Source organism: Eubacterium sp. AF15-50, assembly GCF_934835595.1.
Classification (GTDB): Bacteria; Bacillota; Clostridia; order Lachnospirales; family Lachnospiraceae; genus Eubacterium_G; species Eubacterium_G segne.
Map to the genome: position 1 here is coordinate 1 of NZ_CAKVZL010000016.1, position 22,513 is coordinate 22,513.

Sequence of the window (22,513 nt, forward strand, 5' to 3'; positions counted from 1 at the left end):
TGGCGGAACTGGCAGACGCGCAGGACTTAAAATCCTGTTGTGGCAACACAGTACCGGTTCGATTCCGGTCGCCGGCATAAGAAAACCTTTCGTTATGATAATCATGACGAAAGGTTTTTTTACGTGTAAGGCAGAATTCTGTTATTAAACTAAGTTGTTGAAAAAATGAAGTATCATATAAAATTATTTACCAGGGCATTTATAAAAACAAAAAAACAGTGAAGCCATGAACACTTCACTGTTTTTGATTTAAGTATGAATCAATTATTCTGTAATTCTTTTTCTTCCTAAAAGCATAATCCCAAGGAATAAAGCTGAAATCAATGCTACAGGAATAAGAACATAATTGCCATTGTCAGCTGTCTTTGGTGAAACACTTTTATTGTTAGGTGCTACAGTTTCGCCGTTTTCAGAAATATAGAAATCGCAGCTTGCTGTACCTATACTCGTTTTAACTGTAAGTGTGTGTTTACCACATGAAAGACTTGCTAAAAAGTCAGCTGATAAAATAATTTTATTATTCTTTACAACATAATCTGATGCATCAAGTACCTTACCATCAACATAAATAGTTGTATTCTTATCAAGCTTAACGTTTGTTACAAAAGTAAGACCTTTCTTATCACCCTTTGACCAATTGCCATCCTTATCGCTAGCCGGTTTAACTGTAACAGTCTGTGATGTTGTCGGCTTGATAGGTTTCTCTGTTGGACTCGGAAGAGCAAAACAGTTAGCAGAAAAAGCAAATGTTAAAACTAAAGTAATAAACAAAGCAATAAACTTTCTTTTCATAAGTAGACCTCCCATATACAAAATTTGATACTATTAAGTAATTATACAATAAATCAACAAAAAAGCAACATATTAACGAGTTTTTATATAATAAATATCTAATATTTTCTCGAATAAATCAGTTTTATTGATTTTATACTCAGCAAACCGGTCATCTTTCTTCTCTACATACTTGCCTTTAATGGAAGTAATGTTAAGCCCGGAATAGTTAGTTGCCAGAGTCGATGCCAAATATACCATAATATTGGCATCTAAATTTGTTACTGTGTACTTTGATGAATCTTTGTACAATTTTAGCGGAACGTTAATATCTTTTTTTATTGATGGCAAAAGCTGACTGACAAAACTGTTAAGGTACAGCTTCTGGCAACTCATACGTCGTAGGTTGTCATCTAACAGATTTGTATTTCTGTATCTTACAAACTGTTCGGCAGTTTCACCTTTCAGAGTAATTTTTTGTCCTTTGGTGAAGGAGGAAAAGGTGTACTCAGGTGTTAACGTGACACCACCGATATCATCATTTAATATTTTAAGGGATGAAAAATCAATGGCGTAGTATGTATTAATTGGAATGTTGTAAATAAAACGTTCCACTGCCATAGCCTGATTTTTGGCACTTAATTCTTTTCCGTCTCCATATGCATAAGCAAGACATAACTGTTTAGTCGCCGTATCATAATAATTACCTTCACTGTCATATCTGCTGATATCAGTCATAATATCACGGTTAAGGGCTAAAACCTTAATTTTTCCGGTGGAAATATTATAGGTCATAAGATACAGGGCATCGGCCTGTCCTGCTGTAGATGGAACGGCATCATCTTTAAACTCATCATGGTCAACACCCATAAACAAAATACTTGCAATGTTACTGTTAAACTCGTAAGTGTGTCCCTTGTATTCTATGGTTTTGCCGTCGCCTTCAATATCGTCATAGTTAATATCCTCAGGAAGAGTAAGGGCAACTGCCTCATTTCCCAGTAAGGATTTTTTGCCTAAATAATGCATTACTCCAAAAGTAGTTAAAAGTGCAAGAATTAAAAATAAAATCACCAAGAGCAATATAACGAAGAATTTTTTCTTCCTGCTCCATTTTTTCTTTTTCTTAGAGCCACTTTTTCTACTAGAGGAGTGGCTATGATGATGGTGACCGGAATGATGCCCACGCCCTGGATGGTGGGAGCCACTGGAGTGATGTCCGCAACCTGAGTGGTGACTGCTGTGATGTTCGCCTTTGGAGGTAACCTGTTCATCTTCTAAATTAGTGGCACTATTACCTGAATCAGCCTGCTTATCATCTGAATAATCATCAGGCACTAATTCTATATTGCTATATAAATCGTTACTTTGTCTGCTCATCTTTAATTAATACTCCTTGTACTAAATATCGTGTGTTTGCGGCACCGTTAGTGCAGGTGCTAAGAGTCAGTACCTTACTGTCGGTGTTTAAATCCACCTTACGGGTATTTTTTGTAAGGGATTGTGGATTTTGGGTAGACTTTAAATATTTTTTAAATATCTTTTTATCTTCAAAATTAAATGAATTTAATATATGTCTGTCATCGTATACATACGCCGAATATATCTTATAGGTAAGTTTACGTTTTTCCGTATATATGTAAATAAATTTATTTTTTTTGAAAAATTTAGCATCTTCAAAACTGTGGAGAGTTTTAAACATAGAACCATTTTTCATGTTATGACCATAAATAACCGTCACAGGGTCAGAAAAATCCTTTCTGTTGGCACGCTCTGAAAAAATGGCACCGGCTATGTCAGGCTTCTTGTCTATGTTATGGTCTAGGTAAAGAGTGTCAGACTCATAAACTGAAGACTGAACAATGGGATAATCCACATTAGTGTTTGGAATGTAAATCCATGCGTATATATCATCGTTGGCTTTCTTAAGGGATGACCATTTAATACCATGATTATCAGCCATGGAATCACTTTCACTTTCCTTTGTTATAGTGGATGTTTCTTCAATATATTTATCAACATTGCCACCGTTGTCAAAAAAAATAGAGATTATTTTGTATCCGGAAAAAATCAATATGATTAGAAAAAAAACAAAAAAAATCCCCCAAAGAAGTTTTTTAATTTTCATATTTAAACAGCGCTCCCTCATTTAACATTGTATTGTATTAATAGTATATAACTTATGAAAAGAAAATCAAGCATTCCATTATGGATTTGACATATAATACCGTACTGGTTAAAATGAAAATACAAATATATTATTAAAAAAGAGGAAAATAAAATGAAAATTGGATTTGGATGCGACCATGCAGCAATTGATTTGAAAAATGAATTGTTGAAATATATGGAAGAAAAAGGATATGAATGTGTTGATTACGGAACTAATTACGATGAAAACGGTGAAATAATTAAATGCGATTATCCAAGTAAGGGTCAGGAAGTAGGAGAAGCAGTAGTTTCTAAGGAAGTTGATTACGGTGTACTTATTTGTGGAACGGGAATTGGAATATCCATGAGTGCCAATAAGGTTCCGGGAGTAAGAGCAGCTGTTTGCAGCGAGCCTTATTCAGCAAAGCTTACAAAACAGCATAATAATGCTAATATTATAGCTTTTGGTGCCCGTGTAGTTGGAACTGAACTGGCAAAGATGATTCTTGATGAGTTTTTCGGAACTGAATTTGAAGGCGGAAGACATGCAAGAAGGGTGGATATGATAACAGATATTGAAAAGAAATACAGTAAGTAGTTTAGGAACTGCCTGTTGACAAAACCAGTTGTTGACAAGCAGTTTCTTTTTTTATATAATTGCTTTACTACTTTAAAGCGTAACGGTTTAAAGTTCAACGCTTTAAAGCCACGGAAATATATTCACATAATAATTTGGAGGGAATTAAAATGACAACAGTTACATTATGTTCCATTATGCTGGTAGTGTTTTTTGCCATAATGATATTTGTGGGATTTTACACCAGAAGACACACAACAGACGTAAATGGATTTGTTCTTGGAGGACGTTCGGTAGGCCCATGGCTTACAGCATTTGCCTTTGGTACTTCATACTTCTCAGCGGTTATTTTCGTTGGATATGCAGGACAGTTTGGATGGAATTTTGGACTGGCTTCCACATGGGCAGGTCTTGGAAATGCCTTTATTGGTTCACTTCTTGCATGGAACGTATTAGGAAGAAGAACAAGAGTTATGACACAGCATATTGATGCAAAAACCATGCCTGATTTCTTTGGTAAGAGATTTAACTCAACACCACTTAAGGTGGCTGCATCAATTATAGTATTTATATTCTTAATTCCATATACATCATCATTGTATAACGGATTGTCCAGCTTGTTTGGTCTGGTTTTTGATATTCCATACTGGGTAGTTATTGCAGTAATGGCAGTGCTTACCGGTGTATATGTAATATTTGGCGGATATATGGCAACAGCCATTAATGATTTTATTCAGGGCATTATCATGCTGTTTGGTATTTGTGCTGTTATAGGTGCAGTTCTTGTAGATAATGGCGGTTTGGTTAATGCAACAAAAAATCTTTCAGCTATCACAGGAGATGCAGGATGGCAGGGAGCTTATTCATCATTTTTAGGACCTGATCCATTGGCACTTTTATTTGTAGTAGTTCTTACATCCCTTGGAACATGGGGACTTCCACAAATGGTAGGAAAATTTTATGCCATTAAAAGTGAAAAAGATATACATAAGGGAACTGTAATTTCTACAGTATTTGCCATTATTGTAGCCGGAGGCTGCTACTTCTTAGGTGGATTTGGAAGATTGTACAGTGATAAAATAACCATTAATGAAGCTACAGGAAAGCCTTTATTTGACACTATTATTCCTACCATGCTTTCTACATTACCTTCTATTGTAATTGCAGTGGTTATTGTACTTGTATTGTCTGCATCAATGTCAACCCTTTCTTCACTGGTACTTACATCAAGTTCAACATTTACTTTAGACGTTATAAAGCCGGCATGCAAAAAGGAAATTACAGAAAAGAAACAGGTTACGTTAATGAGATTGCTTATTGTGTTCTTTATCCTTGTTTCAGCAGTTATAGCTATATTTAAGGATGCACATCCGGAAGTTACATTTATTGCACAGATGATGGGTGTTTCATGGGGAGCTCTTGCAGGGGCATTTTTGGCACCATTCCTTTATGGTTTATACTGGAAGGGCATTACAAAAACAGCTACAGTAGTTTGTTACATCTGGGGGTGCTCCATTGCAGTTATCCAGCTTATAATAACTTTGGCAGGAATAGATATTACAGGCTGGGGGACAGTTCTTGGTTATGTATTTAAGTCATCAATTAATTCAGGTGTTATAGCCATGGTAGGTGGACTTATAATCGTTCCTATAATCAGCCTGTTTACAAAGAAGCAAAGTGATAAGGAACTTGACGAAATCTTTGAATGTTACAATGAAAAAACAGAAACAACAGCTAAAGAGCATTTAAAGCAGTAGTAAATAATAGGATATGAGATTTTCTGATTTTTTAATAATAAGCAAATTTGAAATTAAATTAGCGGGAATGTGTGTCGCTATATCACTTATATTTTTGTTGTTGATAGCTGTGAAGATAGTAAAAACTGTGGGAAATTTAATATACCTGATTCCTGCATTAGAAGGAATAGCCTTTTTACAGATATGGTCAACTTGATACATTGACTTATAATGCAGGATAAATTATAATTAAGTTTATTACTTTAAAGCAATAAAAAGTGTTATTGCGATACATTTATTCAAGAGAGGTAGGAGAAGATATTGAGCAAGCAGACTATTATGCTAGGTAACGAAGCTATTGCCCGTGGAGCTTATGAAGCCGGAGTTAAGGTAACATCAGCTTATCCGGGAACACCTAGTACAGAGATAAGTGAAAATATTGTTAAGTATGATGGGGTTTATGCAGAATGGGCACCTAATGAAAAGGTGGCAGCGGAAGTAGCCATAGGAGCATCCATGGCAGGCTGCAGATCTATGTGTATGATGAAAATGGTAGGTCTTAATGTGGCAGCAGACCCTCTTTACTCAGGAGCGTATATTGGAGTAAATGGTGGTATGGTGGTTGTTGTAGCCGATGACCCGGGTATTTACAGCTCACAGAATGAACAGGATACAAGAATGATTGGACGTGCTTCCATGATTCCGGTTATTGAACCGTCAGACAGTGAGGAAGCAAGGGTATTTACAAAGAGAGCTTATGAGTTATCAGAGGAATACGATACACCGATTATTTTAAGAACAACTACAAGAATTGCCCATTCCCAGGGTATTGTTAATTTAGAGGATAGAGTAGAGGTTGATGATAAGCCTTACGAGAGAAATATTGCAAAGAATGTTATGATGCCTGCTAATGCCATTAAACGTCACGTTTTTGTTGAACAGCGTATGAACAGAATGGCTGAGGATGCTAATACATTAGATATTAATAAAGTAGAATATAATGACACAAAAATAGGAATTATTACAAGTGGAATACCTTATCAGTATGTTAAGGAAGTTTTACCTGAGGCTTCAGTATTGAAGCTGGGATTGGTACATCCTCTTCCAAAGAAGCTTATAAAGGATTTTGCGTCAAAGGTTGACAGACTTGTAATTGTGGAAGAGCTTGAACCTGTAATTGAAGAACAGGTTAAGGCAATGGGCATTGAATGTGACGGCAAGAATTTATTTACAATTCAGGGCGAGTACAGTGCCAATATGTTAAGAGAGAAGATTTTAGGTGAAACAATTGAGGTTAAAGCTTCAAATGAGGCTCCTGCAAGACCACCTATTCTTTGTCCGGGATGCCCTCACAGAAGTACATATTCCGTTCTTAAGAAGTTAAAAATTCATGCGGCAGGTGACATTGGATGTTACACATTAGGTGCTGTAAACCCGTTGGCAGTAGTTGATACAACTCTTTGTATGGGCTCAAGTATTTCAACTCTTCACGGCATGGAGAAGGCAAAAGGAAAAGATTACATTAAAAACTGGGTAGCCGTAATTGGTGATTCTACATTCCTTCACACAGGTGTAAATTCACTTATGAACATGGTTTATAACAAGGCTACAGGTACAGTTATTATTTTGGATAATTCAACAACAGGAATGACAGGACATCAGGATCATCCGGCAACAGGAAAAACACTAGACGGTGAGCCGGCATATGCAGTTGATCTTGTGGATTTATGTCATGCATTGGGAGTTAAACATGTTGAAGTAGTTGATGCTTTTGATGTTGATAAATTAACCAAGGTAGTTAAGGAAGAAGTTGCAAGGGATGAGGTTTCAGTTATTATTTCCCAGTCACCATGTGCACTTCTTAAGTCATTTGTTCCTAAGGGAAAATGTTATACAATACCTGAAAAATGTGTTAAATGCGGACAGTGTTTAGTTCCGGGTTGTCCTGCCATGACTAAAAAGGAAGATGGAACAGTGGCAATTGACGGAACAATGTGTAACGGCTGTGGACTTTGCATGAGCAATTGTAAGTTTGGAGCTATAGAACTTAAAAAGAAAGGAGAATAATCATGGCAGAAACAAGGAATATTATGATAGTAGGCGTTGGTGGTCAGGGTACTCTCCTTACCAGCAGAATTTTAGGGGGAATTACAGTAGCCGCAGGATATGATGTAAAATTATCAGAAGTTCACGGAATGGCACAGCGTGGAGGAAGCGTTGTAACATATGTAAGATATGGAGAAAAGGTAGCAGAGCCTATAGTGGAGGAAGGTCAGGCAGATGTACTGATTGCTTTTGAAAGATTAGAGGCTTTAAGATATGCTCACTATTTAAAAAAAGATGGGGTTATTATTGTTAATGATCAGAGAATTGACCCTATGCCTGTAGTTACGGGAGTGGCAAAATATCCTGAAAATATTATTGAAAATCTGTCAAAGGAACATAAGGTTATTTCCGTTGATGCTCAGGCTGAAGCTTTAGCCATGGGCAATCCAAGAGTTTTCAACGTTATTATTTTAGGAGTTGCCGCAAAGAGAATGGACTTCCCGAAAGAACAGTGGATTGATGTAATTAAGAAAACTGTTCCACCAAAGACTATAGATATTAACGTGGCAGCTTTTGAGAGAGGCTACGAATTTTAAATAAGAAGGAATTTGAAATGATTATTGATATTCATACCCATACATTTCCGTACAAAATAGCAGCCAGAGCCATAGAGCATATGGAAGAGGATATCGTAAGAGGTCAGGGCTTTGAGGTTAAATGTGCCAGAATCCCTACGTTTCAGGGATTATCTGACAGCACTAAAAGTGCAGGAATTGATTTGTCGGTGGTTTGCCCTGTGGCAACTAATGTTACACAACCTGAAAAAATCAACGAATTGTCAGTTAAAGCCAATGAAAAAATGGATGAAACGAAGGTATTTAACTTTGGCGCCGTTCACCCTGACTGTGAGAATTACAAGGAAATCATAGATGATATTGCAGCTATGGAGCTTAAGGCAATTAAGCTTCACCCGGATTATCAACATGTATTTTTTGATGATGAGCGATATATAAGGCTCATTGATTATGCAGCAAATAAAGGTCTGGGAATAATAGTACACGCAGGAGAGGATGTAGGTCTTCCGGATACTATTCACTGCACACCGGATATGATTCTTAATTTGTGGAAACATATTCAGCCGGAAAAACTTATTCTGGCACATATGGGTGGATGGAGATTATGGGATGAAGTGGAAGAAAAACTGGTAGGTCTTCCATTTTATATGGATACAGCAGTAGTCTTAAACAGCAAGTTCCCTATAAGGCTTGGCAATGAGCAGTTTGTGAGAATGGTGAGAAAGCACGGCGCTGACAAAATACTGTTTGGAACCGACAGCCCATGGTACGACCAGAAACAGGCTTTGGAAGATTTTGACAATACAGGACTTAATGATGACGAAAAGGAACTGATTCTTGGGGAAAATGCCAAAAGACTGTTTGGATTCTAATGTTATTTAAATGGCTGTGCACCATTACAACTAAAGGGAAATAAAGAAAGAGAGAAGGATAAATAAATGCCTATCACAGAATTATTAGAGAGAAATGCCATACAATATGCAAATGATGTGGCTCTCGTGGAAATTAATCCTGATATAAAGGAGAAAAGGCGTGTTACATGGCGTGAGTACGAGTTAATCCAGCCGGATTTAAGTCAGCAGTACAGACGTGAAATAACATGGCATGTATTTAACGAAAAGGCTAACAGGGTAGCTAACCTGTTACTTAGCAGAGGCATAAGAAAAGGTGATAAAGTAGCAATTCTTATGATGAATTGCTTAGAGTGGCTGCCTATTTACTTTGGAATATTAAAAACAGGAGCATTGGCAGTGCCAATGAATTTCCGTTTTGACGAACATGAAATTAAATATTGTCTGGAGCTTTCAGAGACAGATGTTCTTTTCTTTGGACCTGAATTTATTGGGCGTATAGAAGAAATTGTAGATGAAATAGATGAAAAGAGAATTTTGTTTTATGTAGGTGGGGATTGCCCTTCTTTTGCAGAAAATTATGATAATCTTGTTTCAAACTGTTCTTCATTGTCACCGGATATTAAAATTACCGATGAGGATGATGCGGCAATTTATTTTTCGTCAGGAACAACAGGATTTCCGAAAGCTATTTTACATAATCACGAAAGTCTTATGCATGCGGCAAAGGTTGAACAGAATCATCACGGACAAACAAAGGATGACGTATTTTTGTGTATTCCGCCTCTTTATCATACAGGGGCAAAAATGCATTGGTTCGGTAGTCTTCTTACCGGTGGAAAAGCAGTTTTGTTAAAGGGTGTTACACCTAAAACTATTTTTGAAACAGTATCTAAAGAGCATTGTACTATTGTATGGCTTTTAGTGCCTTGGGCTCAGGATATTTTGCTGGCATTAGACAGAGGTGAGCTTAAAATCGAAGATTATGATTTGAAGCAGTGGAGACTTATGCATATTGGTGCTCAGCCTGTGCCTCAAAGTCTCATTAAGAGATGGAAGGAATATTTTCCACATCATCAGTACGACACCAACTATGGCTTAAGCGAATCAATTGGGCCGGGTTGTGTACATTTAGGTGTTGATAATATTGATAAGGTAGGAGCAATTGGTGTGCCGGGATATGGCTGGCAGGCTAAAATTGTTGACACTGAAGGTAATGAAGTTAATCAGGGAGACGTAGGGGAACTTATTGTTAAGGGCCCCGGGGTTATGACTTGTTACTACAACGATGAAAAAGCTACAGCTGAATGTCTTAAGGACGGATGGCTTTATACCGGAGACATGGCAGAAATGGATAAGGATGGCTTTATTTATCTTGTTGACAGAAAGAAGGACGTTATTATCAGTGGTGGTGAAAATATATATCCGGTACAGATAGAGAACTTCTTAAGCAAGCACCCTAAAATTAAGGATGTTGCCGTAATTGGACTGGCAGATGAGCGATTAGGTGAAATTTCAGCAGCCATTATCGAGTTAAATCCTGATACGGAATGCAGCGAAGAAGAAATAAATGAGTTCTGCAAGGAACTTCCAAGATATAAGAGACCTAGAAAGATTATTTTTGCCAAGGTACCTAGAAATGCTACAGGAAAGATTGAAAAGCCTAAGCTTAGGGAAATTTATCACAGCAAGAATCTGGTAGACGCACAGAACAGAGGCTAGTAGATGCCGGGTGTGCTGTAGTGATTAGACTATGGTGGTTGAATCGGAGCGGAAGCGTTATATGTCAAAAAGCAGTTGAATGTTTGAAAATGGACAATTCAACTGCTTTTTTGATGGCAAAATAACTTATTTTTCTGTGGGGGACGGTTGGAAAGTTTGAAAATGAAAAACCAACCGTCCAAAAGCAGTTGGAAGCACTAAAATTCCACGTAACCCTCCACAGGGTACCATTGAAAAACTTGAAAAGACAAATCCAACCGCCCACACAATAATTTCACATCCCAAAAATAATTTCACATCCCACCACAATTATATTGACATTCCCACCATATTTTTATATAGTATTCTAGGGTTAGAAATACTAAACTTTTTGTTTAGTTTATGAAAACTAAGGAAGGTAATTAAGTTATATAATGGATATAGGAAGCAAAATAAAAGAATTAAGAATTGCCAACGGGCTGACACAGGAAGAATTGGCGGACAGGTCAGAATTGTCCAAGGGATTTATTTCACAAATGGAGAATAATCTCACATCCCCATCCATTGCCACATTAATAGATGTGTTGCAGTGTTTAGGCACGGATTTAAAGCATTTTTTTAGTGACGATGAGGACAAGCAGATAGTTTTCTCAAAGGAAGATTATTTTGAAAAAACAGATGAAGAGTTAAAAAATAATATTCAGTGGATAATACCAAATGCCCAGAAAAACATAATGGAGCCTATACTTCTTACATTAGAAGCAGGTGGAGCTACATACCCGGATAATCCCCATGAGGGAGAAGAGTTTGGGTATGTTTTGTCAGGAACGGTGCAGATAGTTTTGGGAAACCGTTCATTTAAGGCAAAAAAAGGCGAATCATTTTATTACGATGCAAAATATAAGCATTATCTTAAATCAAAAAACGGGGCAAAAGTGTTGTGGATAAGCAGTCCACCAAGTTTTTAGATGAAAGTTTTTAGATAAAGGTTTTTAGATGAAATCTTTGAATAATCAGCCGGCTAATGAAAAGACGACAATACTATTAAAAAAGGAGGCAAAAATGGGAAATACAATTATTGAACTTAAGAATATTTCAAAAAACTTTGGGGAACAACAGGTTTTAAGAGGAATTGACTTAAATATTTATGAAAATGAATTTCTTACACTTTTAGGGCCAAGTGGTTGCGGAAAAACCACAATTCTCAGAATAATAGGAGGTTTTGAAGAGCCAAGTAACGGACAGGTGTTAGTAAGTGGTAAGGATATCTCAAAGGTTCCACCATATAAAAGAGAAATCAACACTGTATTCCAGAAATATGCCCTTTTTCCATTTTTAAATGTGTACGACAATATAGCTTTCGGTCTTAATTTAAAAAAGACAGACAAAAATATAATAGATAAAAAAGTGAAGAGAATGCTTGAATTAGTAGGTCTTAAAGGATATGAGAAAAGGGATGTAACAAGCCTTTCAGGAGGGCAGCAGCAAAGAGTTGCCATTGCAAGGGCTTTGGTTAATGAACCAAAGATTTTACTTCTTGATGAGCCACTAGGTGCCCTTGATGCGAAGCTTAGAAAGGATATGCAGACGGAGCTTAAAAAAATTCAAAAGGAAGTAGGCATAACCTTTATATTTGTAACCCACGACCAGGAGGAAGCTCTTACCATGTCTGATACAATAGTTGTAATGAACGACGGAGTTATTCAGCAGATAGGCACCCCCATTGATATTTACAACGAACCACAAAACAGATTTGTGGCGGAATTTATTGGAGAATCCAATATTATTGAAGGAAATATGATAAAGGACTGCCTTGTTAAGTTTGATGATGTAATGTGGGAATGTGTTGACAAGGGATTTAAGGATAACGAGGAAATTGAGGTAGTTTTAAGACCGGAAGATATGGATATAGTGGCACCGGAAGAGGGCAAAGTTGTAGGAAAGGTTGTGTCAAAAATCTTTAAAGGTGTTCATTATGAATATCTGGTGCAGTGCAAATACAGAAATTATAAGGTGCATACTACGGAAAATATCGAGTTGGGAATTGAAATAGGTCTTACCATAGACCCTTATGATATTCAGGTTATGCACAAAATGGAAAATTAGGAGGTAGCTATGCAGCATTTCAAAGGACTGGTAAAGCCCTATGTGTTATGGTCGTTTTTGCTTATAGCACTTCCCCTTGTATTAGTTGTGCTATATTCCGTAACCACAGGGGATAATTCCCTTATTACGATACATTTTACATTAGATAATTTCAAAAAAATATCAGACCCGGTTTACCTTAATGTATTTGTAAAATCATTGGAAATGGGACTGATAACCACAGTGATATGCCTTGCTTTGGCGTATCCTATGGCATATATAATATCGAAATTTAATGATGAAATACAAAATATTTTAATACTTTTAGTTACAATTCCTATGTGGATTAACACCCTGCTTAGGACATATGCGTGGATTAGCCTTCTTTCAGACAACGGAACAGTGAATACGTTATTGAAAGCCATAGGACTTAATCCGGTAACTATGATGTACACCAATTTCTCGGTTATTATGGGATTGGTATGTGACCTGCTTCCCTTTATGGTTATACCTATTCATACTTCATTAGCCAAAATGGATCATTCATTGGTAGAAGCAGCAGGAGATTTGGGAGCAAATAAATTTCAGACCTTTACGAAGGTTATACTTAAGTTGTCCCTTCCCGGAGTTATAAGTGGTGTTACTATGGTATTTTTGTTATCCATATCATCATTCGTAATTCCGGTATTGTTAGGAGGACATCAGTTTGTATTAATTGGTAACCTTATTGAAAACCAGTTTATTTCCGTGGGAGACTGGAATTTCGGAAGTGCAATATCAGTTATTCTTGCAATAATAATATTGGCAATGATGGGATTAATGAAAAAGATTGATCCGGAAGAAAATGGAGGTGACAAATGAAAAAGAAAATCTCCATAGGCTCAAAATTATACATTACATTAATGTTTGTGTTTTTTTATCTGCCGATTTTGGTGACAATGTTTTTCTCATTTAACTCATCAAAATCCCTTACCAACTTTGCAGGATTTTCCCTTAGATGGTACAGGAAGCTTTTAACAGATAACAACATAATATCAGCAGTATACGTTTCCATAAGTATTGCGTTAATTGCCACAGTGGTATCCACCATTCTTGGAACAATAACAGCCATCGGTTTGTCAAAAAGCAGAAAAGTGCTTAAGGAATGGCTTCTTAACGTAAATAATATGCCCATAATGAATCCGGATATAGTTACGGCTATAGGACTCATGATTTTGTTTACGTCAGTTAGAATGGAAAGAGGCTATATTACCATGCTTTTGGCACATATAGCATTTTGTACACCTTACGTTATTATCAGTGTGTATCCAAAAGTAAGAAGCATGGATCATAATCTGGCAGACGTGGCAATGGACTTAGGGGCAACACCATTTCAGGCATTAACAAAGGTAATTATTCCAATGTTAAAACCGGGAATTTATGCGGGAATGCTCCTTGCCTTTACAATGTCAATGGATGATTTTGTGGTTTCATACTTTGTAACGGGAAATGGGGTGTCAAACATTTCCATAGTTGTGTACAACATGTCAAAGAGAACCAACCCGACTATAAACGCATTGTCAACTCTTCTTATTTTACTTATTGTTGTGGTACTGGTGGTTATAAATGTAATACCTGCCATTTATAAGAAGAAAAGAGGGCAAAATGTTGAGAAGGCAAGTGCTGCAACAGGAGTGTGGAAGCGCGTGGTGGCAGTGGTTAGTTCCGTTGCGGTAGCAGGTGTTGCAGTATTTTGTGTAGTAAGATTTAACAATATAAGCAGCAGACCGGTACTTAGGGTTTTTAACAGCGGAGAATACGTTGACCCACAGTTAATAGACAGATTTGAGAAAGAGAACAACTGTGATGTTGTTTACGAAACCTTTGATTCTAACGAAACCATGTATACCAAAATTCAAAGCGGTGCGGAATATGATGTTATTATCCCTTCTGATTACATGGTTGAAAGGTTAATTAGCGAGGATTATCTTCAGAAGATAGATTGGAATCTTATAACCAACAAGGATAAGATTATTCCTTCCCTTCTTGAAAACAGCTTTGATAAAGGTAGTCAGTACGGCGTGCCATATTACTGGGGAACAGTAGGTATTGTCTATGACAAAACTAAGGTAGACGAGAAGGATTTAACTGAGGGATGGGATATTTTAAAGAACAAAAAGTATAGTGGCAAAATTTATATGTATGACTCAGAAAGGGACTCCTTAATGGTGGCTCTTAAGGCACTGGGATACTCCATGAATACAGATAAAAAATCCCAGTTAGACGAGGCATACAATTGGTTAATTGACCAGCAGAAAACCATGAAACCGGTATATGTTGGAGATGATGTTATGGATAACATGATTTCCGGCAATAAAGATATGGCGGTTGTGTATTCCGGAGATGGTGCATATATAATTTCCGAAAATGAAAATATGGGATTTTTTGTACCGGATCAGGGTTCAAATGTGTGGATTGATACAATGGTTATTACTAAGAATTGCAAAAATACTGAATTAGCCCATAAATATATTAATTACTTTTTACAGGAGGATGTGGCTTTAGAAAATACAAGATATATTGGATATGACAGTGGTGTTAAGTCTGTATACGAACATTTCAGGGATGATGAATATAAGGGAAATCCCGCATGTGCACCGGATACGTCTAATGAGAAGAATGAAGAATTTAAAGATAGGAAACAGGATATAAAGGAATACTGTGCAAGTCTTTGGACTAAGGTTAAATCACATTAGTGGAAATATAGGGCAAAATTAGTAATTCATAAGTTTAAAATAATAAATGTCTTATTAAAATGATTATCTATCTTTTAATAAGGCATTTTTTATGGAATTAAATACAAATTACGGGACAAAACAGCTTATATCATACACTTAAATATATGACAGTTTGCAGAAAATCTTAATAATTGTATAGAAATCTTAATAATTGTATAGAAATCTTAATAAAAAAACACTTGTAATTAATATGTATAAGTTGTATAGTTTGTATTAGCCAAGATAGTACAATTGTATCATCATTGAAAAAACTTATCTTTTTTAAGGCACAAATATATTTTACAAAGGGATTAGTGATATGAATATTTTAAAAAAAATTAAAAAAATTTCAACAGAAAATGGAGACAGGATAGCTATTAAAAGTGACGATTCCTGTCTTTCTTATGGTCAGCTGGATGCTTATTCAGATAAGCTTGCTGCATGGATATATAGAAATTATGGTGATACTAAAACACCTGTAATTGTATACGGACATAAAAATCCATATATGATTGTGTGCTTTCTTGCATGTGTTAAGGCAGGAAAGGCATATTGTCCCCAGGACATTTCAATTCCTGACACAAGGGTTGAGGCAACAGTGGAATGTGTTGAGCCTGAGGTTATTTTTCAGGTGGAGGGAGACATCACACTAGATAATGAAAATGTAATAAATTTAGACAAGATAAAGGAAATTATAGAGAAGGAAGAAGAAACTGCCAAGGTGGAAAATTGGGTAAAGCCAGATGATACATATTATATTATTTTCACATCCGGCAGCACAGGAAAGCCAAAGGGAGTTCAGATTACCTTTGACTGCCTTAACAATTATTTAGACTGGTCTGTTACATTATGCGGCGAGGTAAAGGAAAATGAAATATTTAACTTTGGTAATCAGGCACCGTTTTCCTTTGATTTATCAGTAATGGATTTGTACACCTGTTTAGCTTTAGGCGGAACACTTCATACATTAACAAAGAAAATGCAGGAAGATTACAATGCAATGTTTAATCATTTTGAAGAGGCGAATCTCAATGTGTGGGTTTCAACGCCGTCCTTTGCAGATATGTGTTTAGCAGATAAGAAATTCTGTAGCACAATGATGCCGAATCTTAAAGTATTTTTATTTTGTGGAGAGGTGCTTACAACATCCACTACAAAGAAATTATAGGAGAGATTTCCGGATGTAAAAATTATTAACACATATGGGCCTACAGAATCTACTGTAGCAGTATCAGATGTGCTGATTACACCTGAATTGTTAGAAGAAACCATGGCTAAAGGAAAATCACTTCCGGTAGGACATGAGAAGAAAGGCACATGGCTTGAAATACATGACGAACAGGGAAACAGCCTTCCTGAAGGCGAGCAGGGAGAAATTATTATAATAGGTGATACTGTAAGTACAGGATATTTTAAAAGAGATGACCTTACCGAAAAAGCCTTTTTCACCTGTGAAAGAGAAGGAAAAATGTATCGTGGATACCATACGGGAGATGCAGGATACAAGATTGGCGGACAGCTTTATTACAATGGAAGAATTGATCTTCAGGTAAAATTAAACGGATATAGAATTGAAGTGGAAGATATTGAAAACAATATGTTAAGACTTCCTCAAATAAGCCATGCAGTGGTGTTACCTAATATGAAAGAAGAAAAAGTAAGAAGCCTTACAGCTTTTGTTACAGGAAATCTTGACGGAAAAACTCCAAGTGAGTTTGGAAGAGAGGTTAAAAAGCAGTTAAAGGAAATCCTTCCTGTGTATATGATACCTAAGAAGGTTAAATATGTTGAAGAAATACCAATGAACATTAATGGTAAGGCTGACAGAAAATATCTTGGAGGTCTTTTGTAATGAGCTTTTTTTCAGGAGAATTTTTTTTCACAATGTTAATACCGGCTTTGGTAATTGCCCTTATAATCGGACTTTGTGAAAAAACACTTAAGTGGTACGATATAGCAGTTTCTGTCCTGTTTATAACACTGGTGCTTATAGATACACCGGCAGCAATAATTTATTTTGTAATTTATTTCCTTATAGAACTTGCATTAGTTAAGATTTATGAGCAAATAAGGAAAAAAGGCAGGGTGCTGTGGATATACAGATTGTTTGTTTTTCTGACAATTGTACCCCTTGCGTTATGTAAACTAAATGAACTGGATGCCTTTAAAGGTCTTGGGTGGTTTCAGTTTATTGGAATATCATATTTAACTTTCAGAGTGGTTCAAATCATAATAGAAATGTATGACGGAGTTATAGAGCACATTTCTGTTTCAGATTTTACGGCATTTCTGATTTTCTTCCCAACATTCAGCTGTGGCCCCATTGACCGAAGCAGAAGATTTGAGGGAGATATACAGAAAGCCTATAAGAGAAGTGAATATCTTGAATTATTTGGAAAAGGATTGGAAAAATTCTTTGTAGGTATTGTATATAAATTTGTGTTGGCAGACCTGGCTTACAAGGTTATGATGCAGGTGGTAGAGCCTACGGTATTAAATGAAATTGCTTATGCATACACCTATGGAATATATATGTTTTTTGATTTCGCAGGCTACAGCCTTATGGCAGTGGGATGCGGATATATGCTGGGAGTTAAGGTGCCGGACAACTTTAACAAGCCTTTTATAAGTAAGGATATGAAGGATTTCTGGGCAAGGTGGCATATATCTTTGTCAGAGTGGTTCAGGGATTTTATATTTACCAGATTTATTATTTCATCCACAAAGAAAAAGCGTTTTAAAACCAGACTGACAACAGCCTCAGTGGGCTTCATCATAAATATGTTTGTTATGGGTGTGTGGCACGGACTTAGCCTGTGTTACATAGTATATGGTTTGTACCATGGAATACTTTTGGCACTGACGGAAATTTATCAGAAGAAATCAAAATTCTATAAGAGAAATAAAAAGAAAAAATGGTATTATGTTCTGTCATGGACAGTAACAATTAATCTTGTGATGTTTGGATTCCTGATATTCTCAGGACATCTTATATAAATATAAATAAAAAGTTTTAGAGTTAGAAAGGACATGTGAAATGAAAGAGAAAGTTTTAGATTTATTAGAAGAAGTATGTGACGATGATGTAGTAAGAGAAGATTTAGATATGGATTTATTTGAGGAAGAACTTATGGATTCATTAGCATTTGCTGAGTTGTTAGCTATGATTGAAGATGAACTTGGGGTAGTAATATCTCCATCAGAGGTAGTAAGAAGTCAGGTAAATACAGCAAACAAAATTATTGCTTTAGTAGAAGAAAAGAAATAACAGAGGTAGATTACAATGAAAAACATTAAGGCAATGGGAATTGCATTTATTATGTTTTTAGTTACCATAACCGGGGTAGGAATTGCCACAAAAAACGGCATACCTGCCTACAACATAAGATATGGGACATGGATTAGCGCCACAAAATTCGGGTGCAATGACGGAATGAAAAAATTAGTAGATAACGATAATGTTTTTGCTGTTTTTGGTTCGTCGGAATTAAAACACTGTCAACGCTCAGGCTTCCATGCCGACAGCATTTATAAAAACAGTGACATAAAGCCGGTGTTTATTGGAAAGGGCGGTTTTCAAAGCTTAGGACATGCCATAATTCTAGGCTCCATAGGTCAGGAACTTAAAGGGAAAAAGGTGGTAATAAGTGTATCACCTCAATGGTTTAAGTCATATGGTTTCAGAAAGGATGCCTTTGGCTCAATGTATTCAGAAACCAATATGATAGCATTTCTTAAAAATAAAGAAATTAGTGACGAAACAAAGGACTACGTCATTAAGAGAATAAAGGAACTGACAGACGAAAATCCTACAATGTGGAAAAACATTAGGCAGGACATAAAATGGTACAGGGATAATAACGGAAATGTTATTGATACAGTAAGAAAAAATGTTCACAGTGCACTGGCTAATTACAAGGCAGATACAAAGCTATACATTGCATCTCTTGTAAAGGGGTACAGCAATGACACCAATGAGGGTGGAAAAGACCGGATAACCCATTGGAATAAATTATACAAAAAGGCGGTAAAGCGTGGTGAGAAGAAATCAGGTCATAACCGTTTTGGAATGAGTGACAGGATTTACAATAAAAATTACAAAGAGAAGGTAAAAAAGAAAGCATTTAAAGACCTGCAGTATACGTCAGATTCCATGGAATTTGACGATCTTAAATGTTTTATAGATATTTGCAGACAGGAAAATATAGATGTAATGATGGTTATGCAGCCCCTTAATGCCAAGTGGGCAGATTACACTAATTTCCCTAAGGCAAAGAGAGATGAACTTTATGGTGCAGTACGGAATTTTGCAAAAAATAATAATGTGAAATTAGCTGATTTAACATCTATGGAATATGATGATTATATGTTCGAGGATGATAGTCATCTGGCATTGAAAGGACTGGTATATTTTAATGAGCAGATTTACAACTTTTATAAGCAGGATAAAAAATAATGACAAGGCAATGTTTGTGGGAAAGATAATATTTTTCTATGCTATATTTATGATAATCTGGGGATATTTTATTTTATCTCAGGATTCATCAGCACCGGCATTTATATATGAAGAGTTTTAATTGCTAAATGCCGTAAGTATATTTGCCTTCAGGTTTTAAAATAGTAAAATTTGGTGTATACTATCTCCTGTGAGGTGAGTAAAATGGGAAAGAATTTTTGGCATGAATATTTTTCAATACCTAATATAATGGGATATTTTAGAATTGTATTAGTGGCGGTATATATGGTTTTATTTTATAATTCTCTATCAGGAGGCCCATATATACCGGTTATTCTTACTATCGTGCTGTCAGGAATTACAGATTTTTTTGACGGGAAAATAGCAAGAAGATTTAATATGGTTACGGATTGGGGCAAAATGCTTGACCCCATTGCCGATAAAATCACCTTAGGTGCTATTATTTTAAGTCTTTCTTTTAAATATAAAATAGTTGTGGCTATGGTTGTTTTATATATTATAAAAGAAGGCTTTATGGCAGTTGCCGGTATTGTATCCATTAAAAAAGGTAACAAAATAGAGGGAGCTATGTGGTATGGTAAGGTTTGTACTTTCGGAACATATGTAATACTTATAACATTATTGCTGTTTCCAAATCTCAAACTTACTTTTGTAAATATATTGGTTTTTGTAAATATGGTTATAATGGTATTTACATTAGTTAATTATATTTTTTATTATCATAGGATTTTCAAAAGCTTCCATGTGGAAACTAACGGAAATATGGAAACTTTTTCTTGACAAACATGAAGTTTTAGTGTAGGATTATTTTTGCGTGATGCGAGGTATCACAAGCCTGGTTAGCTCAGTTGGTAGAGCAGAGGACTGAAAATCCTCGTGTCTCTGGTTCGATTCCGGAACCAGGCAGTGAATATGCGGGTGTAGTTCAGTGGTAGAACACCAGCCTTCCAAGCTGGATATGTGGGTTCGATTCCCATCACCCGCTTTTTTTGTACCCAAAAATAAAACCTTTATTAACGCTAGGAGCCGGCTATGAAATATTTATTAGTGGCAGTTAATGCCAAATATATACATTCAAATCTTGCAGTATACAGTCTTAAAACCTACGGTGAAAATTATGGATTATCCCGGGGTAGAGACAATGTAGAAATCGAAATCGCAGAGTATACCATAAACCAATACAAAGAAGAAATAATAAGAGACATATATATGAGAAAACCTGATGCCATAGGTTTTTCGTGTTATATATGGAACATAGTTTTAATTAAAGATGTTATAAAGGATTTTAAGAAAATCTGCCCTAATGTGAAAATATGGGTAGGAGGACCGGAAGTTTCCTACAATATGGAACAGGTACTTAGAGATAATGGAAGTATTGATTATGTAATGTATGGCGAGGGAGAGAAAATATTTAAGGAGGTAATAGAGGCATATAGCCGTAATTCCTTAGAAGAGAGCCTCTCCGATATAAAAGGTCTGGCGTACAGACAGGATGGAAACATTATAATTAATTCTCCTATGCCACTTATTGACATGTCCTCTATTCCTTTTACATATAATGATATGAAGGAGTTTGAAAATAAAATAATTTATTATGAAACCAGCAGGGGATGCCCGTTTTCCTGTAGTTATTGTTTGTCCTCAGTTGAGAAGAAATTAAGATTCAGGGACATTGACATTGTAAAAAAGGAACTTAAGTTTTTTATAGATAATAATACAAAGCAAGTTAAATTTGTTGACAGGACTTTTAACTGTAATCATAGTCATGCCATGGAAATATGGAAATTTATTAAGGAAAATGACAACGGCATTACCAATTTTCATTTTGAAATTGCAGCGGACATTATGACAAAAGAGGAAATAGAACTTATTTCAACTATGCGTCAGGGACTTATTCAGTTAGAAATCGGAGTACAGTCAGTTAATTTAGACACATTGTCCGCAATAAACAGAAAAACAGCAATACAAAAAATTGCGGATGTTACAAAAAAGATAAAGTCCTATGGTAATATACATCAACATCTTGATTTAATAGCAGGACTTCCTTATGAAGATTATGAATCTTTTAAGCATTCTTTTAATGAAGTTTATGCCATGAAGCCCGACCAACTACAGTTAGGTTTCCTTAAGGTTCTTCACGGCTCGGAAATGGAGATGAGGGCATCAGAGTTTGGGATTGTTTACAGTGACAAACCACCTTATGAGGTTCTAAAAACTAAATGGATTGGATTTGATGAGATTTTAAAATTAAAGGCAGTGGAAAGTGTTGTGGAAATATACTACAACAGTTTTCAGTTTTCAAATACCATTAAATACTTGGAAAGCTGTTTTGAAAGTGCCTTTGATATGTTTTTTGAACTGGGAATGTTTTATAATGAAAAAAGCAGTAATGGTGAGAAGCATTCAAGAGTTGCCAGATACGAAATACTTCTTGAATTTATTAACAAATACCGTAAAAATACCGGTAAAAAATTGGGTATGTGGACAGATGAACTGTCATTTTCCCAGCTTTTAACCCTGGATTTTTATTTAAGGGAAAATGCAAAAAACAGACCGCCGTTTTCTCAGGATAATTCAAAACATAAAAATATTATAAAGGACTTTTATAAGTCTGAAATGGCAAGGGAGAAGCTTCCCGGATACGAAGATTATGACAGCAGGCAGCTAGAGAGAATGACCCACATGGAAGTATTTAGCCTATGTGGGAAAAATATATATGTGCTGTTTGATTATGAAAACAGAAATGCATTAAGTAAAGAGGCAAAACTGCAAATAATTGATTTATAAGGA

Annotated in this window: 20 protein-coding genes, 2 tRNA genes and 2 pseudogenes; 20 read left to right on the plus strand and 4 right to left on the minus strand. The window is 35.9% G+C overall.

Features of this window, described 5'->3' with window-relative positions; all coding sequences use genetic code 11:
* Positions 1-264: 264 nt before the first annotated feature.
* The 3 genes from Q5O73_RS03370 to srtB form a co-directional block, all read right to left on the minus strand.
* Positions 265-792 carry a X2-like carbohydrate binding domain-containing protein gene (locus Q5O73_RS03370; protein WP_158576837.1) on the minus strand — a complete coding sequence of 176 codons (528 nt, stop codon included), beginning with the start codon at positions 790-792 and terminating at the stop codon, positions 265-267.
* 72 nt (positions 793-864) lie between these two features.
* Positions 865-2,151 (minus strand): LCP family protein, encoded by a 1,287-nt coding sequence (locus tag Q5O73_RS03375; protein WP_302628770.1) that lies wholly within the window; start codon positions 2,149-2,151, stop codon positions 865-867.
* Positions 2,135-2,920 (minus strand): class B sortase, encoded by a 786-nt coding sequence (srtB, locus tag Q5O73_RS03380; protein WP_118589236.1) that lies wholly within the window; start codon positions 2,918-2,920, stop codon positions 2,135-2,137. The genes Q5O73_RS03375 and srtB overlap by 17 nt, the downstream gene beginning before the upstream one ends.
* Before the next feature lie 132 nt (positions 2,921-3,052).
* Between srtB and rpiB the strand changes: the two genes are divergently transcribed.
* The 18 genes and pseudogenes from rpiB (at position 3,053) to Q5O73_RS03470 (ending at position 20,629) form a co-directional block, all read left to right on the plus strand.
* Entirely contained in the window at positions 3,053-3,517 is a 465-nt protein-coding gene (gene rpiB, locus Q5O73_RS03385; protein ID WP_021952170.1) for a ribose 5-phosphate isomerase B, read from the plus strand.
* A gap of 149 nt (positions 3,518-3,666) precedes the next feature.
* Complete coding sequence (locus Q5O73_RS03390) at positions 3,667-5,253, plus strand: sodium:solute symporter (protein ID WP_021952171.1); 1,587 nt, start codon at positions 3,667-3,669, stop codon at positions 5,251-5,253.
* Positions 5,254-5,571: 318 nt separating this feature from the next.
* Positions 5,572-7,299: an indolepyruvate ferredoxin oxidoreductase subunit alpha gene (gene iorA / locus Q5O73_RS03395; RefSeq protein WP_368076738.1), complete on the plus strand. Its 1,728-nt coding sequence runs from the start codon at positions 5,572-5,574 to the stop codon at positions 7,297-7,299.
* Between the two features lie 2 nt (positions 7,300-7,301).
* Positions 7,302-7,874 (plus strand): indolepyruvate oxidoreductase subunit beta, encoded by a 573-nt coding sequence (locus tag Q5O73_RS03400; RefSeq protein ID WP_021952173.1) that lies wholly within the window; start codon positions 7,302-7,304, stop codon positions 7,872-7,874.
* A 17-nt stretch (positions 7,875-7,891) separates the two neighbouring features.
* Complete coding sequence (locus tag Q5O73_RS03405) at positions 7,892-8,725, plus strand: amidohydrolase family protein (RefSeq protein ID WP_302669038.1); 834 nt, start codon at positions 7,892-7,894, stop codon at positions 8,723-8,725.
* A 66-nt stretch (positions 8,726-8,791) separates the two neighbouring features.
* Positions 8,792-10,426 carry a class I adenylate-forming enzyme family protein gene (locus tag Q5O73_RS03410; RefSeq protein ID WP_021952175.1) on the plus strand — a complete coding sequence of 545 codons (1,635 nt, stop codon included), beginning with the start codon at positions 8,792-8,794 and terminating at the stop codon, positions 10,424-10,426.
* A 413-nt stretch (positions 10,427-10,839) separates the two neighbouring features.
* Entirely contained in the window at positions 10,840-11,373 is a 534-nt protein-coding gene (locus Q5O73_RS03415) for a helix-turn-helix domain-containing protein (RefSeq protein ID WP_302669039.1), read from the plus strand.
* Positions 11,374-11,467: 94 nt separating this feature from the next.
* Positions 11,468-12,511 (plus strand): spermidine/putrescine ABC transporter ATP-binding protein, encoded by a 1,044-nt coding sequence (gene potA, locus Q5O73_RS03420; protein ID WP_021952177.1) that lies wholly within the window; start codon positions 11,468-11,470, stop codon positions 12,509-12,511.
* A 9-nt stretch (positions 12,512-12,520) separates the two neighbouring features.
* On the plus strand, positions 12,521-13,351 hold the full coding sequence (locus Q5O73_RS03425) for an ABC transporter permease (protein ID WP_302669040.1): 831 nt from the start codon (positions 12,521-12,523) through the stop codon (positions 13,349-13,351).
* Positions 13,348-15,225, plus strand: a complete 1,878-nt coding sequence (locus Q5O73_RS03430; RefSeq protein WP_302669041.1) for an extracellular solute-binding protein — start codon at positions 13,348-13,350, stop codon at positions 15,223-15,225. Before Q5O73_RS03425 ends, Q5O73_RS03430 begins: the two co-directional genes overlap by 4 nt.
* 340 nt (positions 15,226-15,565) lie before the next feature.
* Positions 15,566-16,648, plus strand: a pseudogene (locus Q5O73_RS03435) (AMP-binding protein); the annotation flags it as partial.
* Between the two features lie 195 nt (positions 16,649-16,843).
* Positions 16,844-17,098 carry a hypothetical protein gene (locus Q5O73_RS03440; RefSeq protein WP_368076739.1) on the plus strand — a complete coding sequence of 85 codons (255 nt, stop codon included), beginning with the start codon at positions 16,844-16,846 and terminating at the stop codon, positions 17,096-17,098.
* A complete protein-coding gene (gene dltB, locus Q5O73_RS03445; protein WP_302669042.1) occupies positions 17,098-18,243 on the plus strand; it encodes a D-alanyl-lipoteichoic acid biosynthesis protein DltB in 1,146 nt (381 codons plus the stop codon). Before Q5O73_RS03440 ends, dltB begins: the two co-directional genes overlap by 1 nt.
* 40 nt (positions 18,244-18,283) lie before the next feature.
* Entirely contained in the window at positions 18,284-18,514 is a 231-nt protein-coding gene (gene dltC, locus Q5O73_RS03450) for a D-alanine--poly(phosphoribitol) ligase subunit DltC (RefSeq protein WP_021952182.1), read from the plus strand.
* Positions 18,515-18,529: 15 nt separating this feature from the next.
* Positions 18,530-19,702 (plus strand): D-alanyl-lipoteichoic acid biosynthesis protein DltD, encoded by a 1,173-nt coding sequence (dltD, locus tag Q5O73_RS03455; RefSeq protein ID WP_302669043.1) that lies wholly within the window; start codon positions 18,530-18,532, stop codon positions 19,700-19,702.
* Positions 19,662-19,823 (plus strand): hypothetical protein, encoded by a 162-nt coding sequence (locus Q5O73_RS03460; protein WP_021952184.1) that lies wholly within the window; start codon positions 19,662-19,664, stop codon positions 19,821-19,823. The genes dltD and Q5O73_RS03460 overlap by 41 nt, the downstream gene beginning before the upstream one ends.
* Positions 19,824-19,906: 83 nt before the next feature.
* Positions 19,907-20,503: a CDP-alcohol phosphatidyltransferase family protein gene (locus tag Q5O73_RS03465; protein ID WP_021952185.1), complete on the plus strand. Its 597-nt coding sequence runs from the start codon at positions 19,907-19,909 to the stop codon at positions 20,501-20,503.
* Positions 20,504-20,556: 53 nt separating this feature from the next.
* Positions 20,557-20,629 (plus strand) — tRNA-Phe (locus Q5O73_RS03470).
* Here Q5O73_RS03470 and Q5O73_RS10635 read toward each other — a convergent pair.
* Positions 20,630-20,674: pseudogene (locus tag Q5O73_RS10635) on the minus strand (hypothetical protein); the annotation flags it as partial. It lies immediately after the preceding tRNA gene.
* Between Q5O73_RS10635 and Q5O73_RS03475 the strand changes: the two are divergent.
* A tRNA-Gly gene (locus Q5O73_RS03475) sits at positions 20,638-20,708 on the plus strand. The pseudogene Q5O73_RS10635 and the gene Q5O73_RS03475 sit on opposite strands and share 37 nt — an antisense overlap.
* A gap of 47 nt (positions 20,709-20,755) precedes the next feature.
* A complete protein-coding gene (locus tag Q5O73_RS03480; RefSeq protein ID WP_302669044.1) occupies positions 20,756-22,510 on the plus strand; it encodes a B12-binding domain-containing radical SAM protein in 1,755 nt (584 codons plus the stop codon).
* The last annotated feature ends 3 nt before the right edge of the window (positions 22,511-22,513 follow it).